This window comes from Streptomyces sp., assembly GCF_050698815.1.
In the GTDB taxonomy this organism is placed as follows: Bacteria; Actinomycetota; Actinomycetes; order Streptomycetales; family Streptomycetaceae; genus Streptomyces.
The window spans coordinates 18,168-39,937 of the sequence record NZ_JBOHCV010000647.1; the positions used below are offsets into that span (position 1 = coordinate 18,168).

The 21,770-nt window shown below is 71.0% G+C and carries 13 protein-coding genes; 6 read left to right on the forward strand and 7 right to left on the reverse strand.

The features are described 5' to 3' along the window. Positions 1-428: 428 nt before the first annotated feature. Positions 429-2,102, reverse strand: a complete 1,674-nt coding sequence (locus tag ACRDP3_RS23275) for a SagB family peptide dehydrogenase (protein WP_431518952.1) — start codon at positions 2,100-2,102, stop codon at positions 429-431. A 384-nt stretch (positions 2,103-2,486) separates the two neighbouring features. On the opposite strand from ACRDP3_RS23275, the gene ACRDP3_RS23280 reads away from it, so the two are divergent. The 3 genes from ACRDP3_RS23280 to ACRDP3_RS23290 all read left to right on the forward strand — a co-directional run bounded on the left by ACRDP3_RS23280 (position 2,487) and on the right by ACRDP3_RS23290 (position 5,722). Then, positions 2,487-3,665, forward strand: coding sequence for an FAD-dependent oxidoreductase (locus tag ACRDP3_RS23280; protein WP_431518953.1), 1,179 nt, complete (start codon positions 2,487-2,489; stop codon positions 3,663-3,665). Positions 3,666-3,726: 61 nt separating this feature from the next. Next, the gene (locus tag ACRDP3_RS23285; protein WP_431518954.1) at positions 3,727-4,512 is read left to right on the forward strand and encodes a class I SAM-dependent methyltransferase; all 786 of its coding nucleotides are present in this window, start codon (positions 3,727-3,729) and stop codon (positions 4,510-4,512) included. 13 nt (positions 4,513-4,525) lie between these two features. Next, positions 4,526-5,722, forward strand: coding sequence for a macrolide family glycosyltransferase (locus tag ACRDP3_RS23290; RefSeq protein WP_431518955.1), 1,197 nt, complete (start codon positions 4,526-4,528; stop codon positions 5,720-5,722). Between the two features lie 54 nt (positions 5,723-5,776). Here the strand turns inward: ACRDP3_RS23290 and ACRDP3_RS23295 are convergent, their stop codons facing one another. Next, positions 5,777-6,487 (reverse strand): TetR/AcrR family transcriptional regulator, encoded by a 711-nt coding sequence (locus ACRDP3_RS23295; RefSeq protein ID WP_431518956.1) that lies wholly within the window; start codon positions 6,485-6,487, stop codon positions 5,777-5,779. Positions 6,488-6,618: 131 nt separating this feature from the next. On the opposite strand from ACRDP3_RS23295, the gene ACRDP3_RS23300 reads away from it, so the two are divergent. Genes ACRDP3_RS23300 through ACRDP3_RS23310 form a run of 3 tightly spaced genes read left to right on the forward strand, consistent with a single transcriptional unit; the run spans position 6,619 to position 9,343 of the window. Beyond that, positions 6,619-7,611 (forward strand): ATP-binding cassette domain-containing protein, encoded by a 993-nt coding sequence (locus ACRDP3_RS23300; protein ID WP_431518957.1) that lies wholly within the window; start codon positions 6,619-6,621, stop codon positions 7,609-7,611. Further along, positions 7,604-8,461, forward strand: coding sequence for an ABC transporter permease (locus tag ACRDP3_RS23305; RefSeq protein WP_431518958.1), 858 nt, complete (start codon positions 7,604-7,606; stop codon positions 8,459-8,461). The genes ACRDP3_RS23300 and ACRDP3_RS23305 overlap by 8 nt, the downstream gene beginning before the upstream one ends. Before the next feature lie 18 nt (positions 8,462-8,479). Then, a complete protein-coding gene (locus ACRDP3_RS23310) occupies positions 8,480-9,343 on the forward strand; it encodes an ABC transporter permease (RefSeq protein WP_431518959.1) in 864 nt (287 codons plus the stop codon). A gap of 66 nt (positions 9,344-9,409) precedes the next feature. On the opposite strand, the gene ACRDP3_RS23315 is transcribed toward ACRDP3_RS23310, so the two are convergent. The 5 genes from ACRDP3_RS23315 to ACRDP3_RS23335 form a co-directional block, all read right to left on the reverse strand. Then, on the reverse strand, positions 9,410-13,399 hold the full coding sequence (locus ACRDP3_RS23315) for a non-ribosomal peptide synthetase (RefSeq protein WP_431518960.1): 3,990 nt from the start codon (positions 13,397-13,399) through the stop codon (positions 9,410-9,412). Further along, positions 13,396-14,211, reverse strand: a complete 816-nt coding sequence (locus tag ACRDP3_RS23320; protein WP_431518961.1) for a thioesterase II family protein — start codon at positions 14,209-14,211, stop codon at positions 13,396-13,398. The genes ACRDP3_RS23315 and ACRDP3_RS23320 overlap by 4 nt, the downstream gene beginning before the upstream one ends. After that, positions 14,199-15,770 (reverse strand): GMC family oxidoreductase, encoded by a 1,572-nt coding sequence (locus ACRDP3_RS23325; RefSeq protein ID WP_431518962.1) that lies wholly within the window; start codon positions 15,768-15,770, stop codon positions 14,199-14,201. Before ACRDP3_RS23325 ends, ACRDP3_RS23320 begins: the two co-directional genes overlap by 13 nt. A 4-nt stretch (positions 15,771-15,774) precedes the next feature. After that, positions 15,775-19,179 (reverse strand): amino acid adenylation domain-containing protein, encoded by a 3,405-nt coding sequence (locus tag ACRDP3_RS23330; RefSeq protein ID WP_431518963.1) that lies wholly within the window; start codon positions 19,177-19,179, stop codon positions 15,775-15,777. Between the two features lie 35 nt (positions 19,180-19,214). Next, positions 19,215-21,770: amino acid adenylation domain-containing protein (locus ACRDP3_RS23335; RefSeq protein WP_431518964.1), on the reverse strand; the 2,556-nt coding region annotated here is incomplete at its 5' end.

Here is a 21,770-nt window from a genome sequence, read left to right on the forward strand (position 1 = left end):
TGGTGCGACCCTCACAGGCCGGGCTCGGACTGTCATCTCCTGAATTGCTCAGACACCGCGGGACTTCTTCCGAAGGGAATTCCTCGGCCCGGATGCAGCGGCCGCACAGGGCTCTCTGCCGGAATCCATTCCCGCGAAAAAGGTCCCGCGTCCGAACCCTGCGGCGGCAGCCGCCCAGCCACGCCCGACCCGCACCCCGCCGGACACCTGGACACCCGGATCGCGACGGGTCCCGGCGGCTCCCTCCCGCATGGAGAGGACCCGCCGGGTACCGCCGTCGACTTGAGGAGAGGGAGACACTAGAGCCATCCTATAGTAGTCTCTGCACTCACCGGGAGGAAACCTGTGCCCTCTGTGAAACAGCGCAGATCAGAGCGGCGCGGACGGCTCCCGGCCGATCGGTCCTCGTGTCACACCCTGCCGTTGCATCACTCCCGCACCACGCCGACGAGATGGACGTAGACCACTGACGAGTTGACTCCGTCCAGCGCCAGTGCCTCGTTCGCGGTGTCGTCGTAGAACCCGCCCAGCCCCACCGAGGACTTGCCCAGCCACGTCGCGACGAGCGCCAGGTTCTGCGCGAGGTGGCCGCTCTCCTGCATGACGAGACGATAGGAGCGCAGGCCGTAGTGAAGTCGCTGGAACGTCAGGTCCGCCACCGTGAAGATCCACAGCGGGCAGTCGTCGACCTGCAGATTCCCGCCTGCCTTGGGCGGGAAGACCACCCGTGGATCTGTGGCGGGCGCCATCCGCATCAGCTCGGCGCAGATGTCCCGGTCGCCCAGTTGCTCGAGTGCGTGTCCCTCCGGGTCGTACAGATAAGTGCCCTGCGCGAGTCCGGCGACGTCGTGGCAGTACAGCAGGATGCGGAGGGGGTAGCGCGTGCCGCCGCTCGGGTACGGCCTGACCGGGTAGGAGTTGTCCGCCCCGGGCATGGTCTTCTGCGCCGTGACACCCGCCGAGAAGTACAGCAGTGCGCCGAGTTCGTCGAGGGTGACCGGGCCTCCGTAGTAGCCGTACGCGCTGCGCCGGGCGAGGAGGACCTCCTCGAACCTCGGGACGTCCGGGCCGGGTGCCGACGGTCGCTCCAGGTCGACACGCGACAGCACGGCCGGGAGCTCCTGACGCCCCTCGGCCGTCGCGCCGGGCATGTCGGGACGCTGGTCCATGAGGCGGGCGTCGAAGTACTTGCTGTGCTCGTGCATGAGGCGGTCGACGGACGTCTGGGAGTCGGCGAAGAAGGGCTCGCGCGGTCCCGGCGAGACAAGGTCCATGGACACCAGCCAGGCCGCGTACGCCTCGTCGTGTGCACCGAGGCCCAGCTGGTCGAAGAGCAGCCGTGTGAACGCACGGAGAACCTCCCCGGGGGTCAGCTCGAGCCGCCCCGCTTCCCGCAGCCGCGTCAGCGACGTCCACACAGCACACTGCTGCCGGTACCAGGCCCCGGTCGTGGTCGTGGTCAGAGCGGTCTCCGCGCGGGTGGCGGCGTGCCGGTGCCGCCACTCGGCCTCGTTGCGGAAGTGGTCCTCCTCGGCGCTGCTCCGCGCGTCGGCGACGTCCGCCAAGCCGGCCAGCGAGGACGCGTGGCCGCGCAGCCACTGAACGGCCTTGCGCGGATCGGGCCCGGTGGCCAGAGCCGAGGCGAGCAGCAGAGCGGCGGCCGCGCGCAGGCGCTTCTCACGCGACGGCGTCGCCCTGATGGTCTCGACCGCGGTGCGCGCGGCGTCCCCGAAGTGCTCCGCGCACACCGCGAATCCCTCGGCGCCGCCGAACGGGGCGGTATCGGGCTCGTAGGGAAGGCCGGCCACCTCGGGAGCCGAGCCGGTCCCGTTCGGTCCGGCGGACCGGATCGCCTCGACGAGCTCGGCCGTGCTCCGCTCGTCCGCGCTCAGGACGTGCACGCGCAGTTCCCCGTGAGCGCCCGTGCGCTCCGGGAACCAGCTCGCCACGGCGCGATCGGCCGTGCGTCCCGCGGCCCAGGGCGCGACAGCGGTGATCAGCAGCCGCTCCGCGTACGCCTCATCCTCGTCAAGGGATACATGCAGGGAACTCCAGGAGGGCACCGCATCTCCCGCTCCGCCAATGCCGGCCATTGTCGTCATTCCGTCATCCGTCCTCGGTCCGCAGATACACGTCGTGCAGAATTAATCCGCCTCGCGCGGCAATTGGCGACGATAGCCGCGCAGATGTCGCGGCCACAAGCCCTCCCTCCGGATCACCGGAAAGAATAGCAATTTGAGATATTCTCGCCAGGGCCCGGTCATGCAAAACTGCTCGTCAAAGCACTTGGGGGGTGACTTTTCCCGAGAAAGGTAACCGCGGCAGAACGTGAACGCCGAAAAATCTCGGCGAGCGCCCCGGTCGGCATTCGGGCCCGATTGGCCGCTCTTACGCGCGCTCGTGCCCGGTGGCGATGAACGTGGCAGAAAACAGCCTTCCCGGCTCTCCACGAGAGCCAAGGACACCAGCTCGGGAGAGACTCGGAAATGAAGTCGATCAAGGTACTCATCGCCGGCGGGGGGATAGGCGGACTCGCGCTCGCTGTCGCCCTGCGCGAACGTGGAATCTCCGCAGAGGTGTTCGAGCGCGCGAAGGGGTTCGGCAACACCGGCTCGGGCATCGAGCTGACGCCCAACGGCGTCAAGTCGGTGGACCGCATCAGCCCCCGGCTCGGCGAGAGCGTGCGGAGCGCGGGATGGTCCAGCGACCGGCATGCCGCCGACATGCCGATCATGTCCTCGGACGGCAAGCTCCTGAAGAGCCGCGAGGTCGGCAACTTCCCCGCGAAATGGGGTGCCCCGATGATCGGCATCCTCAGGGCCGATCTACACCGGATCCTTGCCGAGGCGGCGCACCGGCCGGGGCCGGCGCCGGTGACGGTCCATCACCAGGCAACCGTGGTGGCTGCGACCAGCACCGGTGACACCGCGGCCGTGCGGCTGGCCGACGGCCGCACAGTCGTCGGCGATCTGGTCGTCGGGGCCGACGGGGTGCGCTCCACTCTGCGGGCGCTGGTCACCGGTGACGTGCCGCCGCGCTATCTCGGGTTCACCTCCATCCGCGGCATCTCCAAACGGCCGGCCCAGCACGGTGACGGCTTCGTCTTCGTCGGGCCCGGCGGCCACTTCTTCGCCGAGGCGTTCGACGACACGAGCCTCTTCTGGACGGCCACGGTCACCGCCCCCGAGCACAGCTGGCCGGCAAAGCCCGTCGAGCAGGCCCGGGCCGATCTGCTGGAGTTGTGGGGCGAGTGGTCCGCGCCCCTGCCGGAGACGGTCGCCTCCTGCGCGCTGGAGGACATGGTCGTCACCGACGTACACGACTGCCCGCCCCTGAAGCGCTGGCACACCGGCAGGCTGGCACTGCTCGGCGACGCCGCGCACCCGATCGGGCCGGTCCTCGGCCAGGGCGCCAACATGGCGCTCGAGGACGTCGCCAGCCTGGCCTGCCTGCTGACCGAGCACGACGTGCCTGCCGCACTGCGCCACTACGGACGCATCCGCTCGCAGCGCGCCAACAAGATCGTCCAGCACTCGCGGCTGATCGCGCGGCTGGGGCACACCACCAACCCCCTCGTGGGCCGGCTCCGCGACGCGCTGATCAAGTCCATGAAGCGTCGCGAGGAGACCTACCGGGACAAGGAACTGTTCAGTTACAGCCCGTGACCGCCGTCGGCGACCACAACGTTCCGGCACCACCGGCTGCTACCAACCGCGGAGGAAAACGATGACCAACCTTGCCGACTACGTGTTCCACAATGTGCCGGCCCAGCTGAGCCCGCTCGAGGAGTTCCTCGACCCCTTCACCCGCGCCGAGCTCGGCGCGATAGCGCCGGGCGCGGGCGGCCACTACCTCGATCTCGGCGCCGGCGGCGGTTCCGTGACGAGGATGCTGTCCGAGCTGGCCGGTGAAACCGGCCGTGTCGAGGCCATCGACCAGGACACCCACATGGTCCCTCAGGGGCCGAACGTCGGGATCCACACCCAGGACCTGAGCACCGGCGAACCGCTCGCGGCGGAGGGCCCGTTCGACCTCATCCACGGCCGTCTGCTGACCCACCACCTGGAGAACCGGGTGGAGTTCGTGCACCGCCTGGCCGGCTCACTGAAGCCGGGGGGCTGGCTGCTGCTGGGTGAGTTCGTCCGCTCGACCCCACGGGTGGTGTCCGCACCGAGCGAGGAGCATGCCGCGGTCTTCAAGCGTGTCCTGGACGGCCTGTACGACGTCATGACGGCGCGTCACACGCATGGTGCCTGGGGCCACGAGGTCCACCAGACCATGCTCGACGCCGGGCTCTCCTCCGTGCGCACCCGCTGGCACTTCGAGAGCTGGACGGGTGGCGACTACGGCTGCCGGCTGTACGAGAACAACGTCAGCCAGAAGCGTGACGCCATGATCGAGGCCGGCTTCGACGCCGCCGACATCGACCTCTTCCTCAAGGACCTGATGCACAACAAGGCCATGGTCGTGCGCAGCCACGAGTTCGTCTCCATCCGCGGCCAGCGTGCCTGAGGGAGGTCCGGCCATGAGCAGCCGCAGCCGCCACATAGCCTTCTTCAACGTCCCCGCGCCCGGGCATCTCGCGCCCACGCTCGCGATCGTGGAGGAGCTGGTGCGCCGAGGACACCGGGTGAGCTATCCGGCCACCACGGCGTTCGCGAAGGAGGTCGCGTCCGCCGGCGCGACCGTCATCCCGTACGAGTCCACCATCGATGTGCAGCGGGACTTTCCGGCGGGTACGGACAACTGGCTGGCCAGGGTCCTGCTGAGCGGCGTGCGCGAGGGCATCGCCACCACGTCGCTGTTCGACGCCCACTTCGCGGACGACCGCCCGGACGCCGTCGTCTATGACGGCTACGTGCGGTGGATCGGCGAGCTGCTCGGGGAGAAGTGGCGTGTCCCGGCGGTACGGCTCTTCCCGGTGGGGTGTGTCAGCCAGCACGTCACGCCGGCCGCCATCGGCGACGCCGCCTACGCGGAGCTCCGGAGCGAGATGCACCGGTACGCGGCGATGAACGGCGTCGACCCGGAGGTGGCCTTCCACCAGCTGAAGGGCGACCCCGAGGCACTCAAGATCGTCTTCTATCCGAGCAGGTTCGGCTACATCGACGCCGAGACCGACGACAAGTTCGTCTTCGTCGGGCCCTGTCTGCGCACGGAGGAGCCGGACGAGGCCTGGCAGCCTCCCGCGAGCGGGAAGCCGGTCGCTCTGGTCTCGCTGGGCACCAGTTTCAACCAGCAGCCCGAGCTGTTCCGGATGTGCGTCGAGGCCTTCGAGGGACTGCCGTGGCACGTGGTGATCGCGGTGGGTCCGGGCGTCGACCCGGCCGACATCGGACCGCTGCCGGCCGATGTCGAGACGCACACCTGGGTGCCGTTCCAGTCCGTGCTCGAGCACGCCCGGCTCACCATCTGCTCCGGCGGGACCGGGACGGTGATGCACGCGCTGCACGCGGGCACCCCGCTGGTGGTGATGCCGCAGCTGGCCGCGGCAGACGGTCTGGCGCACCAGCTCGCGGAGTTCGGTGTCGCACGCGTGATCGGCCGGGACGAGACGTCCGCGAGCACGATACGCGCCGCGGTCCTGGCCATCGAGGCCGACGAGAGCGTACGGGCCGCGACGCGGGACCTGCAGGAGCACATCCGTGAGTCCGGCGGGGCGGTGCGTGCGGCCGACGAGATCCTGGCCCATACCGACCGTGGGGCCGTGGTGCGTCCGTAGGGCGCAGGTCGCGCAGATCACGGACGAGGGTTCCTGAAGCCGGCAGGACCGGCTTCAGGAACCATCGTAGTCGGCGCCCGAGAGCTGTTGGGCGAAGTTGATCAGCTCGGTCTCGAAGAGAGCACCGCTGTCGGTCACCGCCCAGGCCATGTGCCCGAAGATCTCCATCGCGATGATTCCGTAGAGCCTCGCCCAGACGGCGAGGAAGGCGAAGACCACGGGGAGGTCGAGCCCCTCCTGGCCGTCGAGGTAGTCGCGAAGGCCGGGTGCGAGCCGGCCCTCCATGAGCTCGACCGACGGGACCCGGAGGGCGCCGCGCCGCTCCAGTTCCGCGATCTCACCGAGGAACGTGACGCCCACGCACGCGGGTGCGTAGTCCGGTTCGTCAGGGTCCGGGCCGCCCTCGATGCCCGACGGAGGCGGGCCGAGCATGAGACCGAACTCCGCGCGGTGCTCCAGCCCCCAGGCGCGGAACGCGCGCGCCATCGCCGTCAGCCGCAGCAGCGGATCGTCGCCGGGCACGCTGTCGCGCGCTTTGGTGGTGGCCTCGCCCAGCTCCTCGAAGAGATCGCTGCGCAAGCCCGCCACCAGCGCGTCCAGGCTCGGGAAGTAACGGTAGAGCGCCGAGGGCGTCATCCCCATCTCCCGGGAGATGGGGCGGAGGGAGACCGCCGTCGGCCCCCCCTTCACCAGGAGCTGCCGGGCCACATCCTTGATCTCCGCCACGGCGGAGGCCCGCCGCCTCTCACGCCAGTTCGATGCCATCCGCTGCCCACTTCATGTGTCCGACCTGCCTTCAGGATTCCACGAGAACACCCTTGACAGTAGAGTACACCGCATGCAAAGTGAATGGTGTTCTCGTTTAGGTGCGCTGTTTACCCAACGAAGGTGCGAATGTGAGTACGCAAACCCAGGCACCAACCGGTTCCGACCGGCCCGGAGCAGTCACGGCCACGCCCGCGATCGAGATCAGCGGGCTCACCAAGACGTACGGCTCGTCGGACACGCCGTCCGTCAACAACGTCTCCCTGTCGGTCCCGGCCGGCACGGTCTTCGGCTTCCTGGGCCCGAACGGCGCCGGGAAGACGACCACGATCAAGATCCTGGCCGGGCTGCTGGCCGCCACCTCCGGCAAGACGCTGCTGAACGGCTTCGACGTCACCCGCCAGCGCTCCGCCACGATGCAGCAGTTCGGCGCGGTCCTGGAGGGCTCGCGCAACGTCTACTGGACGCTCTCCGCCTGGCAGAACCTGCTGTACTTCGGGCGGTTGAAGGGCATGCGCTCCGCCGATGCGGGCGACCGCGCCCAGGAACTCCTGAAGGACCTCGGCCTCTGGGAGCGCCGCGACGAGAGCGTCGGCGGCTACTCCCGCGGTATGCAGCAGAAGGTCGCCGTGGCCGCCGCCCTGATCGCGGACCCGCCCATCGTGCTGCTGGACGAGCCGACGATCGGACTGGACGTCGAGGCGACCCGCACGGTCATGGGCTGGATTCGCACCCTGTCGCGGGACCACGGCAAGACGGTCCTCCTCACCACCCACCAGATGAACGTGGTCGAGGAGCTGTGCGACCGGGTGGCCGTGATCCGGAAGGGCCAGGTCATCGCCGACCTGCCGACCGAGCAGCTGCTCTCGCAGTTCCGCGAGCGGGACAAGTACGAGGTGCACCTCGAGGGCGAAATGCCGGAGCTCTCACTCCCGCCCGGCTTCACCGCCCGGAGCGTCGAGGGCGCCACGGTCATCTCGGGACGCGTGAGCGACCCGCAGGAGGTCTACACGCTCGTCGACCGGCTGCGGGTCCAGAACGCCGTGGTGCAGTCGCTGTCCCAGGTTCAGCCGGACCTCGAGGACGTCTTCATGGGTCTCATCAAGGCGCCCGCCCATGACTAGCCTCGCGCCCGCCGCCACCGAACGGCCGGTCCAGCCGGCCCGTACCGACTGGAAGCTGACCCCGCGCACCGGTCTGAGAGTGATGCGAGCGGAGGTCCGCAAGGGACTGCTGTCGCAACTGGCCCACCCCGTGGGCCACATCATCATGCTGGTCATCAGCACGGTGCTGTACCTCGGCATGCAGTACGTGATGGGGCAGGGCACGCTCCGCAGGGAGCTGATCCCGGAAACGCTCGTCGCCATCAGCGGCTACTGGTTCCTGCACTACGGCAGCCTGGTCATGGTGGCGGATCTCGTCGAGGAGAAGCGGGGTGGCACGTACTCCCAGAGCCACATGTCGCCCGCGCCTCCCTGGGTCTTCATGCTGGGCCGGCTGGTCACCGCATCCGTGGCGGGACTCGCCGTGGCCGTGGTCGCCACAGTGGTCCCGATGCTCGTGACCGGTGTGACGATCCCGCTGAAGGCCGCCGCAGTGGTGCCCTACGCCCTGGTCATCGTCAACGTCCTGGCGTTCACCTTCGTGCTCGCGGCCATCGCCGTCAGCTCTCCCATGGTCGGGGCCCTGCACTCACTGTTCACGTCCCTGGTCATCCTGCTGAACGGCTCGATGATGCCGCTCGCGCTCTACCCGGACTGGCTGGCGGTGGTGGCGCGGTTCCTGCCGACCACTCTGGGGGTCGAGGCGACCACGAAGGTGCTCTTCGACGGGAAGTCGCTCGGCGACATCTGGTCCGAGGGGACTCTTCCGTGGCTGCTCGCCTACACCTTCGCGCTCGTCCTCTTCGGAGGATGGCTCTTCTCCCGAAACCACCGCAGAGCCGTGCGTGACGGCCGGCTCGGCCAGTACTGAAATGAGCGGGAACCGACCATGACGACGCTCACTCCAACAGCCGGCCGCACCGGTCCGGCGAACGCGGCGGACCGCCCAGGCGCCGCCACCTACTTCAACGGCTTCAGCAACGAAGTGCACAAGGGCCTGCTGAACCTGAAGTCGGGGTGGCGCGAGGTCCTGGTGCAGATGATCACCTTCCCGGTCTTCTTCCTCCTGCTCGTCCTGTTCATGGGGCGCGGGCAGCTGCGGGACGAACTGCTCCTGCCGGGTCTCCTCGGGATGGTCTCGCTCGTCTTCATCCACGAGCAGGTGAACCGGGCCTTCTGGAGCTATCTCGGAGACATGCAGTCGGGCGTGCTGGAACAGACGTACCTCACGCCGCTGCCCTCGTGGACGCTCATCCTCGGCCGCCAGGTGGCCGCCGTCGTGTCGGCTCTGCCGAGCGCGCTGTCCGTCCTCCTGGTGGGAGTGATCACCATCGAGGTGAGGGGCGGAGACATGCCCTTCGACGTGCAGATCCTGGTGCCGCTCGCGTCCATCGTCCTGGGTACCTGCGGACTCGCGCTGATCCTGTGCGGTCTGACGCTGGTGTACAAGCGCATCGAGATCATCACGCAGTTCTCGATGGCCGTGTGGTTCATCGCGGGCGGCACGTTCGTCCCGCTGGACAACATGCCGGACGTGACAGCGTTCGTCAGCCGGCTCCTCGTACCGATCGCCCCGGGCATCGAGGCCATTCGCGACATCCTCGTGGGCGGCCATTCGCTGGCAAGCCTGGAGACCGGCTGGGGCCTGTGGTGGGTGATCCTCCAGCCGGTCGTGCTCATCGGCATCGGCGTCATCCTCTTCGGCCGTCTGGAACAAGTCGCCAGGCGCCGGGGAACCCTCGGCCGGTACTGACACCGGCCCGCGAGCCCTCCGGGCCGTCAGCGACACGGCGGACACGCCGTCCGGAACGCTTCGCCGCTAATCCCCCGTAGCGGCAAGCCAACGGACGACCCGCTCGCTGATGGCCCGGAGTCCACCGTCCGACACGATCGAGTAGTGATCCCCCTCCAGGAACTCGACCTCGGTCCGCGGGCACACCGCCCGCCAGTCGGCGCCCGGCCCCTGGAGATCTCCCTGCCTCGTCCGCGCGACGAAGAGCAGAGCGGGCGCCTCACAGGGGCCGGGACGGTAGGCGCCCAGCAGCCCGAGGTTATGGGCGTGCGTGCCCGACAGCCGCTCGAAGCCCGCCAGGTCGATCTCGGAAGGGAGGAGACCGTGCTCGACCGCGGCCGCTCTGGCCACACTCGCCAGCTCCCCTTCGCGGGCCTCGCCCACCGCGGCGACGAGTCCGGCCGGCGAGCGCCCGCCGGCCAGATCGCCCAGGAACTCCAGATACCCCTCCGCCGGCGTTCTCGGCGCCCGGCCCTCGGCGACCTGACTGTCGATCAGGAAGACGCGGCACTCGCGGCCCGCGGCGGTCAGTTGGCGGCCGACCTCGTAGGCCAGCACGCCACCCATCGACCAGCCGCCGAGCAGATACGGGCCCTCGGGCACCAGATCCAGCAGTTCCTCGCGGTAGGCCGCCGCCATCGTCGTCAGGTCCGGTGTGCCCGCCGCCTGGACGCCGTCGACGAGCATGCGGCTCTGGAAGGCGTGCACGGGGCCCGGCCAGGCACGGGCCAGTTCGAGATAGCTGGTGACCGAACCTCCCACCGGGTGGAAGAGGATCAGTCCGGGCCCGGTGCCGCTCTCCCCGCCGTCGGAGAGCCTGACCGCGCACGCCGTCGGGCGGGCGCCGGCCTGGACGGCCGTCGTGAAGGCCCCCAAGGTCGGCGACTCGAAGATCTGCCCGAACTGGACCTCCGCGCCGAGCTCCGAACGTGCCCGGTTGATGAGCCGCAGCGCGAGCAGCGAGTTGCCGCCCAGCGCGAAGAAGTCGCTGTCCGGACCGACCGAGTCGACTCCCAGCAGCTCCTCCCACAGTTCGCCCAGCCTGCGTGTCACCTTGTCGTCCGGACCACCGGCGCCCGGCCCGCCCACGGCCGGTGCGGCCGGCACGGCCCGCACCCGGTCCATGTCGACCTTGCCGTTCGGAGTCAACGGCAGCCGCTCCACGATCCGGAGCTGCCCCGGGACCATGTAGGACGGCAGCCGCTCCCGCACGTACCGGGTGATCTCCTCGGCGCGGACAGCACAACCCTCGTCCGGGACCACCAGGCACACCAGCCGGGGCCGTCCGTCCGGCGACGCGGCGGTGGACACGACGCATTCGGCCACCGCGGGATGGCTGCGCACCGCGGCCTCCACCTCGCCGGGCTCCACCCGGAATCCCTGGATCTGGACCTGCCGGTCCTCGCGGCCGAGGAACTCGATGGTGCCGTCGGGCCCGTAACGGCCCAGATCGCCCGTCCAGTACAGGCGTTCACCGGTGCGCGGATGCCGGACGAACCGCTCGGCGGTGCGCTCCGGGTCCTTCGCGTACCCCTGGGCGACGCCCGCACCGCCGATGTAGATCCTGCCGGTTGCCCAGGGCGGTCTGACCTCCATCGCGTGGTCGAGCACCCGCATGGTCTGCCCGCTGAGCGGAATCCCGTACGGAATGCTCCGCCAGGCGGGGTCGACGCGGCCGATCTCGAAGAAGTTCGACCAGATGGACGCCTCGGTGGCGCCGCCGAGCCCCAGCACCCGGGCGTCGCCCCACAGGGACCGCATCCGGTCCGGGAGCGAGGTGGGTATCCAGTCGCCGCTCAGCAGGAACGCCCGCAGTGGCGGCAGTTGAGACCCCTGCCGGTGCGCGAGGACCTCGACGAGCATCTCGGCGAGCGCCGGGACGGAGTTCCACACGGTGGCGCCGTGCGCGAGCGACGTCTCGGCCCATCCCTCGGGATCGGGGTGGTCGGTCGCCACCGGGAGGACGAGGGCGGCGCCGGCCGCCAGGCTCCCGAAGACGTCCCAGACCGACAGGTCGAAGCTGAGCGAGGAGATGCCGAACACCCGGTCGTTCGGGACGAGCCGCAGCCGCCGGTTGATGTCGGCGATCGTGTTCAGGGCCGCTCCGTGGCCGATCATGACCCCCTTGGGGGTCCCGGTCGAGCCCGAGGTGTGCATGACGTAGGCCAGCTCGCCGGAGTCGCTCACCGGTGGATCCAGGACCTGACCGGTCGGATCCGTCCGGTCGACGCAGAGTGTGGGAAGCACTCCGGGACGGAGCGGTTCGGGCATGCGGTGGGACTGGCACAGCGCCGTGCGGGCGGACGTCGCTTCGAGCAGGCGACCGATGCGCTCGGCGGGCAGGGTCACCGACACAGGGCAGTACGCGGCGCCGGCCCTCAGCACACCGAGGACTGCCGCCACCTGTTCCCAGCCCTTGTCCATCACGACGGGCACCACGTCACCGCGGCCGACCCCGTGGTCGCGCAGCCACACGGCGACGGACCGCGAGACCGCTTCCAGCTCCCCGTACGTCACCGTGCGATGCGCCGTCAGAATCGCCGGGCTGTCCGGCTGTTCCGCCGCCCGCTGAAGGAAACCGTCCTCCAGCCGGCCCGCCGGAGGCGCCTCAGCCGTCGTGTTCAGCTCCTCGACCAGGTCCCGGTGGACCGCTGCCGGGGGTCCGGGCCTGGCTCCGGCGCCGCCCGGCGCGGCGAGCGACTCCAGCATGCTCCGGTAGGCGTCGAACATCGCGTCCGGGAGGCCCGCCGGGAAGGCGTCGTCGACGATGTCCCACACGCACTCGACACCTCCACCGGGGGCGTCCTTGACCTGCTGGTCGATCAGCACCTGGGGGGTGCGCAGGGCGGAGGTCACCGTCCGGCACACACCCCTCCCGGTGGCCGGCCGCTCCCCCGGGCCCAGCATGCTGTTGAAGACGTAGGGCAGCGCCGCGCGCGAGGTCCAGCCGCGCCGGGCCGCGAGCTCCCGTGTCACCCGGATCGCACTGACGTCGGAGTGCTCCATGTCCTTCCAGAGCCTGCGCTGGAGCCGGGCCGCCCGTACGAAGAAGTCCTCGTCCTCCCGGAGGTCGATCTCCAGGGGCAGAGTCGCGCTGAACTGCCCGACGACGCCTGCCGCTTCGGGATGCCGGACCACCCAGTTCTGGTGCAGGACGTTGAGGCAGAAGTTGGGTGCGGCCGCCCAGGCCCCCAGCACCTCCGCGTAGACGTGGAGCAGTCCGGTCGTCGGCAGTACACGGTGCGCACGCAGGGTGGCCCGGAACTGCTGCCACTGCTCGCGGCTCAGCAGGCAGGAGCGCCGGGTCAGGCGGGCGGATTCGATGCTTCCGGCCGGCCGGGCGAGCGGCAGCCGGGGGGCGTCGGGCAGCGAGTCCAGCCGCGCCTCCCAGTACCGCCACTGCGCCTGATGGGCCTCCGATTCCGTGTCCGCGACGCGGGCCAGCACACACTCGCGGAACGTGCCGGACAGGGGCGGCAGTTCGGCGGTCGGGTCACGGTAGAGCTGCCACCACTCCTCCTGGAGCCGTCGGGTGCTCGTCGAGTCGAGGAGCAGCAGGCTCATCGCGAAGTGCACCCGGGTGCGGTGCGGCCGTACGCGGTGGGCGACGATCTCGAACAGCGGCCAGTCGGTGGGCGCCGGCCCCTGGTCCCTCATCCGCTCCCGGGTCCGGCGGATCTCGGCCTCCTGCTCCTGTGCGGCGAGACCGGTCAGGTCGACCGCACTAAGCCGGAAGGGCGGGTACTCGGCGGGACCGAGTACCCGCTGGCCGCCCTCCTCGGTCATGACCGTCCGCAGGTGCTCGTGACGGGCTATCAGGAGATCGACGGCCCGGCCCGCGGCCTCGGGGTCGAAGTCCACGATGTCGATCTCGGTGTAGAGATTCGGCCGGAAGCCGCCCAGCTCCATCAGCCGGCTCGACCCGACCATGTACGCCGCCTGGAGATCGGTCAGCGGGAACTCGGCACCGGGGGGCGCGGACACGCTGTGGGTCGGGGAAAGGTCATGCGCGGTCACTGTTGCCTCCCGGTGAGTACGGCGCCCGGCATCGGCAGTTCGGCGGCCAGCGCCGCCAGGACCTGCTCATGGGCTTCCTCGTGCAGATAGAAATGGCCGCCGCCGAACATCCGGACCTCACAGCCAGCGGTCGAGTGCTCCCGCCAGCCCGCCAGTTCGCCGGGATTGGCGACGGCGTCGTCCAGACCGCCGAGGACGAGCACGGGACAGTCGAGCGGACGGCTCTCGCGCCAGCGGTAGGTCTCGGACACCGCGAAGTCCGCTCTCACCATGGGCAGCAGCGCCGACAGGGCGGCCGCGTTGTCGAGCACCTCGGCCGGAGTGCCGTTCAGCTCTCTCAGGTGCGCTACGAGATCACCGACCGGCGCGTCGTGGACCTGCGGCTGACGGGAGGGCAGATGCGGGGCCCGGCGGCCGGAGACCAGCAGGCGCTCCGGCTCCCGCAGTCCCCGGTCACGCAGCTTCCGGCACAGCTCGTAGCCGATCAGCGCGCCCATGCTGTGCCCGAACCAGGCGTGCGGCCGGTCAAGGAGCGGTTCCACGGCCCGGACCAGCGCTTCGACGAGCTCGTCGAGACGCCGGTACGGCGTCTCCCTGAACCGGTTCTCGCGCCCGGGCAGCCGGATGGAGACGACGTCGACGGACGGGGCCAGCCGCTCGGCCCAGTCCCGGTAGAGCGCCGCTCCGCCGCCCGTGTGCGGCAGGCAGAAGAGCCGCACGGGGGCGTCGTCGGCCGCCGCCCACCGTACGCACCAGCCGGTCTGCGGAACGCGCCGCCGCGGGGTGCCGGCCATCGGCGCTACGCGCTCCACGACGCCGCCCTCTCGCCCAGCATGACGCAGCTGAGATTGGTCGGCGCGCTCGGCATCGTCGGCATCACGGAGGCATCCACGGCACGCAGTCCGCTCACCGCGTGCACCCGGAAGCGCTCGTCCACGACCGCCGCACGGCTCGAAGCCGGGCCCATCACGGCCGTCCCCGCCGGGTGCCAGGACGGGCATACGAACCGGGAGACGGCACGGCGCAGCATGGCGTCGTCCTCCACCGTCCGGTCGGTCCAGAGGAACACGCGCTCCAGCAGCGGCGCGAGGCGGCTTCCCCTGACCATCTCCCAGAGCATCCGTGTGCCTGCCATCAGGCGTTCGACGTCCCAGGGGTCCGAGGCCAGCCGGAGCTCGATCACGGGACTTGCGTCCGGCTCCGCGCTCCGCAGGGTGACGGAGCCGCGGGAGCGCGGCGTCAGCAGCGAGGCGTGCAGGGAGAACGCGGTCCGGCCCTTGAGGACCCCTCGCATCACGGGCACGTCGAGGTCGGAGACGTTGTTGACCAGGGTGAGATTGAGGTCGGGGGCGCCGTCCGTGCTCGCCACCCGCGCCAGTACCTGGTGCATGGGCTCCCCCGGCCGGGAGCCGGCGGGGCCGGGGAGCCCCCACAGGGCGACGAGCGGATGCTCCATCAGGTTCGCGCCCACCCCGGGCAGATCGGCGACGGGACGTATGCCCAGCCGCAGCAGTGCGCCGGCCGCGCCGATGCCGGAACGCAGCAGGATCGCGGGCGTGCCGATGGCCCCGGTCGACAGCGTCACGCGGTCGGCGCCGATGCGGACGGGCCGCCCGTCGCGCACGGCCTCCACACCGACAGCCCTGTCGCCGTCGAACACGATCCGGGCGACCGAGCAGTGACCGGCCACCGTGAGGTTGGACCGGTGCCGGGCGGGGGCGAGGTAGGCCTCGGCTGTCGACACGCGCCGGCCGCCGGCCTCGTTGCGGGGAATGGGCCCCGCCCCTGTGGCGCAGCCGGCCGCGTTGAGATCGGCCACCGTCGGCACGCCGAGATCGCGGCAGGCGCGCAGGAATCCGGACGAGAGGGGCCCGAACTCGTCCTCGGACTGCCTCCGGACGGGCAGGGGTCCGTCACTGCCGTGCTCGGGCCCCTTGACGTCGCCGTCGGACTCGAGCCGGACGAAGTACGGCAGTACCTTCTCCCACGACCAGGCGGGGTTGCCCGCGGCCGCCCAGGCGTCGAAGTCACCCGGCAGACCGCGCAGCGCGAGGGCGCCGTTCACCGCGGAGGAGCCGCCGACGGTCCTGCCCACCACGTACGGGTAACGCCGTCCGTCCCCGGCCTCCTCGTGGACGTAGGCGGAGTGGTCCCAATTGGCCCCTGACAGTACGGGGTTGTCGGGCGAACCGGGGGTGTCGCCGTGGTCGTCCGGCCCGGCCTCCAGGAGCAGGACCCGGCGGCCGGGGTCCTCGGACAGCCTGCCGGCGAGGGTCGCGCCCGCGGAGCCGGCTCCGACGATCACCTCGTCCCAGTGCCCCTCGACCGTCACTGTGCCCTGTGCCGTTCCGCCGGCAGCGGTTTCTGGCATGCCGTCACTGCTCCGGCCGGCCGGCGAGCCGGTTGGCGAGTTCCGCGATCGTGGGGAAGTCGAAGAGCATCCCCAAGTCGTCATCCGTGTCCTGTTCGAGACCGATCTCCTGTCGGATCATCGTCAGGATGCGTACCGCGTGCAGCGAATCGCCGCCCAGCTCGAAGAAGTTGTCGTCGACGCCGAAGTCGTCCCGTTCGAGCACCCCGGCCCACATCCCCATCAGCCGGCTCTCCAGATCGCCACGGGGGGCGGTCTGCTCCTTCGGCGCCAGTTCGGCCCACGGCGTGGGCAGGGCACTCCGGTCGACCTTGCCGTTGGCGCTGAGCGGCACCGTGTCGATGAAGAGGAAGTGGTGGGGAACCATGTAGCCCGGCAGCAGTTTCTCGACGGCGGCGCGGACGGCGCTGGCGCGGGAGGTGTCGGTCCCGCCGGCGGGCGGGACGGCCCCGTCCTCGGCGACGAGATGCGCGACGAGCTGACGTCCGCCGGTCGCCGGGTTGCTCTCCACCCCGACCAGCGCGTCGGCGACGCCCGGCGCGAGGCGCAGCACCGCCTCGATCTCGCCGAGCTCGATGCGGTATCCGTTGATCTTCACTTGGAAGTCCGCGCGCCCGAGGAAGTCGATGTCCCCACCCGGCAGGTAGCGGCCGAGATCCCCGGTGCGGTACAGGCGTTCGCCGGTCACCGGATGGACGACGAAGCGCTCCGCGCTCAGCTCGGGCGCTCCCCAGTAGCCCCGGGCCACGCCCACCCCGCCGATACAGATCTCCCCCGTGGTCCACACCGGGCACGGTTCGAGGTACGCGTCGAGTACGTACAGGGTCTGGTTGGCGAGGGGCTTGCCGTACGGGATCCGCGTCCATTCCGGCGGCACGTCCCCGATCGGGTGGTGAACGGACCAGATGGACGCCTCCGTGGCGCCTCCCAGACTCACCACCTGTGCCCGGGGATGCCGCGCCCGTACAGCCGCGGGAAGGGTGACGGGGATCCAGTCGCCGCTGAGCAGGACCAGCCGGACACCCGACTCTTCTCCGCCCTCCCGCTCCCCGGCGGCGCAGGCCTCGGTCCACGCCTGCATCAGGGCGGGGACCGAGTTCCAGACCGTCACGCCGTGGCGCCGTACCAGCTCGTCCCAGTGCAGCGGATCGTGCCCGCGGCCGCGGGCCGGCACGACGACCGCCGCTCCGGCCGCGAGCGCGCCGAACACGTCGTAGACCGAGAGGTCGAAGCTCAGCGCCGACAGGGCGAGCACCCGGTCCTCGGGGCCCACCGCGAAACGCTCGTTCATGTCCTGGAGGGTGTTGGCCGCGGCCTGATGGTCGATCATCACGCCCTTGGGCTGTCCGGTCGACCCGGAGGTGAAGATGACGTAGGCCAGGTCCTCCGGCCGGACATCGACCTCCGGGGGCGCGGTGCCGGCGCCGGTGACCTCGGGATCCGCCGCGGTGACGAGGTGGACACCGGCCGGCCAGTCGAGCCCGTCGCGCGCCTCGGGGTCCGTCACCACGATCCGCGCCCCGCCCCGCTCCAGCAGCTGGTGCCGCCGGGCGGTCGGCCAGTCCGGGCTGACCGGCAGATACGCCGCGCCCGACAGGGCGACGGCGAGCACGGCGACGACCTGGTCCACGCCCCTGTCGAGCACGACCCCGATCAACGTGTCCCGGGTGGCGCCCAGTTCGACCAGCCGGTGTGCCAGCCGGGCCGCGCCCTCCATGACCTCGCGGAAGCTGTGCTCGCCGTTCTCGTCGATCACCGCGGTCGCGTCGGGACAGGTGCGGGCCCGGGACCCGACGAGTTCGCCGAGGGTACGGGCCGGGATCGGCGCCCCGGTGTCGTTGGCGGCGCGCCGCTCCTGCAGCTGCCACTCGGGCGGTGCGGGCGATGCCGTCGGCTCCGCCCATGCACCGGGGTCGGCGGCAAGCCGGTCCAGGGTGGCGCGGTAGGCGTCGAACATGTCGTCCAGCACACCGGCGGGGAAGAGCGCCTCGACCGCGTCCCAGTTGAACAGCAGGTCGCCCCGCTCCTCGGTCACCTGGTGGTCCAGCCACACCTGGGGGGTCTGGGTGACGCCGTACACCTCGTCACCGAAGAACCGGATCCCCTCCGAGGGGGCCTCACCCCCGGTCCCCAGCACCAGCGCGCTGGTGAAGACCACCGGCATGGAGGCACCGAACCCACCTCCCTCGCGGCGGGACCGTTCGCGCAACACCCGGACACCGCTGAACTCGGGGTACTCCAGGTCCCGCATGAGCTGCTGCTGGAGCCGCCGCACCCGGGCGGCGAACGCCTCACCCGGGCGCGCCGGCACCGCGAGGAGGGTGACGGAGGTGAAGTCGCCGATGAGTTCGCCCATGCGCGGGTGGGACTGCGGGCGGTTGAACAGGGTCAGGTCGAGCGTGAAGTCGGGCTCGCTGGACCAGGTCCGCAGCACGTCCGCGTAGGCGGCCATGAGCACGGCGGACGGGGTGACCCCGAACTGCCGGGCGAACTCCTTCACGGCTGCCCACTGCGCGGCCGGCAGCCGTCCGCCGCGATGGCTGAACTCGGGCCGGCCGATCGTGCCGGGCTGCACGGCGAGCGGCAGAGCCGGCGCCGGCGGCAGCTCGGGCAGCCGGTCGAGCCAGTACTTCTCCGCCGCCCGGTAGCGACTGCCCTCCTGTGCCGCCGCCTCGGCCAGCACATGGTCGCGGTAGGAGAGGTCCAGCGGCTCCGGCGACCAGTCGGGGTCCTCGTAGAAGCGGCGCCAGTCCTGGAAGAGCAGATACATGCTGTAGCCGTCGAGGATCAGGGTGTCGAGACTGATGTGCAGGCGCAGGAGATCGTCCCCGAGCCACGAGGCGCGGATGTCGAACAGCGGCCAGCGGTCCGCGGGCAGGACCTGGTGGTCCATCTCCTCCCGGGTGCGCAGGGTCTCCTGCTCCTGCTTCTCCGGGACCAGGCCGCGCAGGTCGGCGACGGGAATCCGGTACTCGGGGACCGCGGGCAGAATGCGCTGCATACCGTCAGGGCCGATGACCGCGCGGAGCATGTCGTGGCGGTCGATGACCGCCCGGAGACTGCTCTCCAGCCGGTCCTGGTCCAACCCCTCGCGTTCGAGTTCGAAGTAGATGTGGGTGGACACGCCGCCGAGTTCGACCGCGGAGCCGCGGCCGACCCAGTAGGCGTGCTGAATGTCGGTCAGGGGGAAGGGTTCGTGGCGGTCTGCGGGCCGGGGCACGACGGTGCCCGCTTCCGGGCTCGCCGCCACGCCCTGGAGCATCGCGATGAGATCGTCGCGCTGAGCGCGCAGCTCGTCCCGCAACTGCGCGGTCAGCGCACCGGCCGGGGCCACCACGTCCAGCCGTCCGTCGGTCAGGCGCAGCTTGATGCCGCGCAGCTGCAGTTCGCCGAGCAGGTCCTGAATCACCGTGGATCGTCCTCCTCCGTCTCCCGCTGCCCCGGTCACCGGGCCCGCCGACCGTGATGCGGTGTGCTGTCCAGTGCGTCGGCGACGATGTCCACCGACGCGCCGCCGAGCAGTGTGTGGTGGGTACCGGGAACGCTCAGGACGTTCACGGCGCCCGTGGTCAGCGCGGACCAGCCCCAGTCGGGGTCCGCCGCGAAGGGGTGGTCGGCGAACTCGCTGACCTGGCCGTCCCGGGCCCGCAGCACTGTGATGTCGGCGGCGACAGGGGACGCGGTGTAGCGGTCGCAGCCCTCCACCACGGCCCGGAACACCGCGAAGGTGTCGGCCAGGCCCTCACGGTCCAGCCCGGTGTCGGCAAGGCCCCGCTCACGAAGCGCATCGAGCGCGCGGCCGAGCCGGACGGACGCCTGGGGCCCCTCGGGACCGGGCAGTTCCGAGACGCCGGGGGCGTTCGGGTCGAAGCCGATGTCGAGGTCCTCGAGGAACCACAGGAGCAGCTGCGTCTCGTCGGCGTTCGCCCGCGGCGCCACCGGCGCGGGCGAGTCGATCACCGCCAGCCGTTCGACCCGGTCGCCGCGCGCCTCCAGCAGCCGGACCACTTCGGCCGCGATCACGGCGCCCGAGGACCAGCCGCCGACCCGGTACGGACCCTGCGCCCGTACGTCCGTCAGCGCCGCGACATAGAGGGCCGCCAGCTCCGGCACGCTGTCCACCGGTTCCTGGCCGGTGGCGGGGCCGGGGGCCTGGAACGCGAGGAACGGCCGGTCGCGTGCTTCGGCCAGCGACCGGTAGCACAGCACGTTGCCGCCGGCCGGATGGACGAAGAACCAGGGGTCCTCGTCGCCGTCGGAGGACCGCAGCTGTACCAGGGGAGTCCAGTCGCTCTGCCGGGTGTCGAGCCACTGCGCCAGGCCGGCGACGGTGGGGCGTTCCAGCAACGCGCCCAGCGGGACGCGGTGTCCCAGCCGTCGGACGATCTGCCCGATCACCCGCAGCGCGGTGAAGGACTGCCCACCCAGGTCGAAGAAGTCGTCGTGCACCCCGATCGGCTCGTGCGCCAGAACCGACTGCCAGATCTCCACCAGGGTCCGCTCGGTGGCGGTCACGGGTTCGGCGGGGAGCTGACGGCCGTCGATGTCGGCCGTGCTCAGGGCCTCCAGGACCTTGCGGTCCAGTTTGCCGTTCGAGGTCAGCGGCAGGCGTTCGAGCACGGCGATATGACTGGGCACCATGTAGCCGACCAGCCGTTCGGCGAGGGCGGCCCGCACCGCGGACGGTACCGGCGCGGGGCAGCCCTCCTTGGCGGTCACGAAGGCCGCCAGCTGCTTCCCGGAGTCGGTCCCGCGCGCCACGACGGCCGTCTGCCCGATGTCGGGGAGGTCCAGCAGCGCGTGCTCGACCTCGCCGGGTTCGACGCGGAACCCCTGGATCTTCACCTGGAAGTCCATCCGGCCGAGGAACTCGATGTCCCCGCCCGGAAGACGGCGCCCGAGGTCGCCGGTGCGGTACAGCCGTTCGCCGGTGACGGGGTGGCGCACGAAGGCGGACGCGGTCTTCTCGGCGTCCCCCAGATATCCGAGGGCGACACCCGCGCCGCCGATGAAGAGCTGTCCGGTGACCTGGTCCGGGACGTCCCGCCCGAGTTCGTCGAGGATGTGCCAGCTCTGGTTGGCGAGCGGTTTCCCGTACGGGATGCTCGTCCAGTCCGGGTCGGTCCGGTCGACGGGGTAGCAGATGGACCAGATCGACGCCTCGGTGGCGCCGCCGAGGCTGATCACCCGGGCGTTGGGCGCGACCGCCCGTATCCGGTCCGGGAGTCCGACCGGGATCCAGTCGCCGCTCAGCAGTACGGTGCGCAGCCCGGGGAACCGCAGTCCCGCTCCCTCGGCCTCCTCGACGAAGAGCTGCATGAGGGCGGGCACGGAGTTCCAGACCGTGACCCCCCGCTCCCGTACGGTCCGGGTCCAGGCGGCGGGGTCGGGCCGGCCGGGTTCGGCGAGCACGAGTGCGGCGCCGGCCTCCAGGGTGCCGAAGATGTCGTAGACCGACAGGTCGAACCAGAGCGAGGAGATGCCGAACACCACGTCGTCCGAGTTCACGCCGAAGCGGCGGTTGATCTCGGTGACGGTGTTGAGCGGCCCGCGGTGGTCCAGCATCGCCCCCTTGGGGCGGCCCGTGGAGCCCGAGGTGTAGATGACGTAGGCGAGGTCGCCCGGCTGCCGGGCCGTCTCCGGCGGCTCCCCCGCCGGGGCGGGGCCGGCCTCACCGGCCTCCGGTGCGTCGACGGGCAGTACGGGCACGCTCGTGAGCGCGGTGAGCGCGTGCAGCCCGGCCCGGCTGGTGAGGACGGCGGCGGCACCAGTGTCCTGGAGCACGTAACGGAGCCGGTCCGGCGGCCAGCCGGGGTCGACCGGCACATAGGCCGCGCCGGCGGTCAGCACGCCCAGCACCGACGCGATCTGCTCCCATCCCGGCGGCGCGGCGACGGCGACGAGGGCGCCGGGCGCGACGCCGGACTCACGGAGCGTCCGGGCGATCCGCTCGGCGCATCCCGCGAGCACCTCGTAGGTGAAGGTGCGCCCCGCCGTGAC

What these genes read in the sequence shown, in the direction of transcription:
- ACRDP3_RS23275 (WP_431518952.1), bottom strand. Translation starts at nt 2,102, where the DNA reads ATGACGACAATGGCCGGCATTGGCGGAGCGGGAGATGCGGTGCCCTCC.
- ACRDP3_RS23280 (WP_431518953.1), top strand. Translation starts at nt 2,487, where the DNA reads ATGAAGTCGATCAAGGTACTCATCGCCGGCGGGGGGATAGGCGGACTC.
- ACRDP3_RS23285 (WP_431518954.1), top strand. Translation starts at nt 3,727, where the DNA reads ATGACCAACCTTGCCGACTACGTGTTCCACAATGTGCCGGCCCAGCTG.
- ACRDP3_RS23290 (WP_431518955.1), top strand. Translation starts at nt 4,526, where the DNA reads ATGAGCAGCCGCAGCCGCCACATAGCCTTCTTCAACGTCCCCGCGCCC.
- ACRDP3_RS23295 (WP_431518956.1), bottom strand. Translation starts at nt 6,487, where the DNA reads ATGGCATCGAACTGGCGTGAGAGGCGGCGGGCCTCCGCCGTGGCGGAG.
- ACRDP3_RS23305 (WP_431518958.1), top strand. Translation starts at nt 7,604, where the DNA reads ATGACTAGCCTCGCGCCCGCCGCCACCGAACGGCCGGTCCAGCCGGCC.
- ACRDP3_RS23310 (WP_431518959.1), top strand. Translation starts at nt 8,480, where the DNA reads ATGACGACGCTCACTCCAACAGCCGGCCGCACCGGTCCGGCGAACGCG.
- ACRDP3_RS23325 (WP_431518962.1), bottom strand. Translation starts at nt 15,770, where the DNA reads ATGCCAGAAACCGCTGCCGGCGGAACGGCACAGGGCACAGTGACGGTC.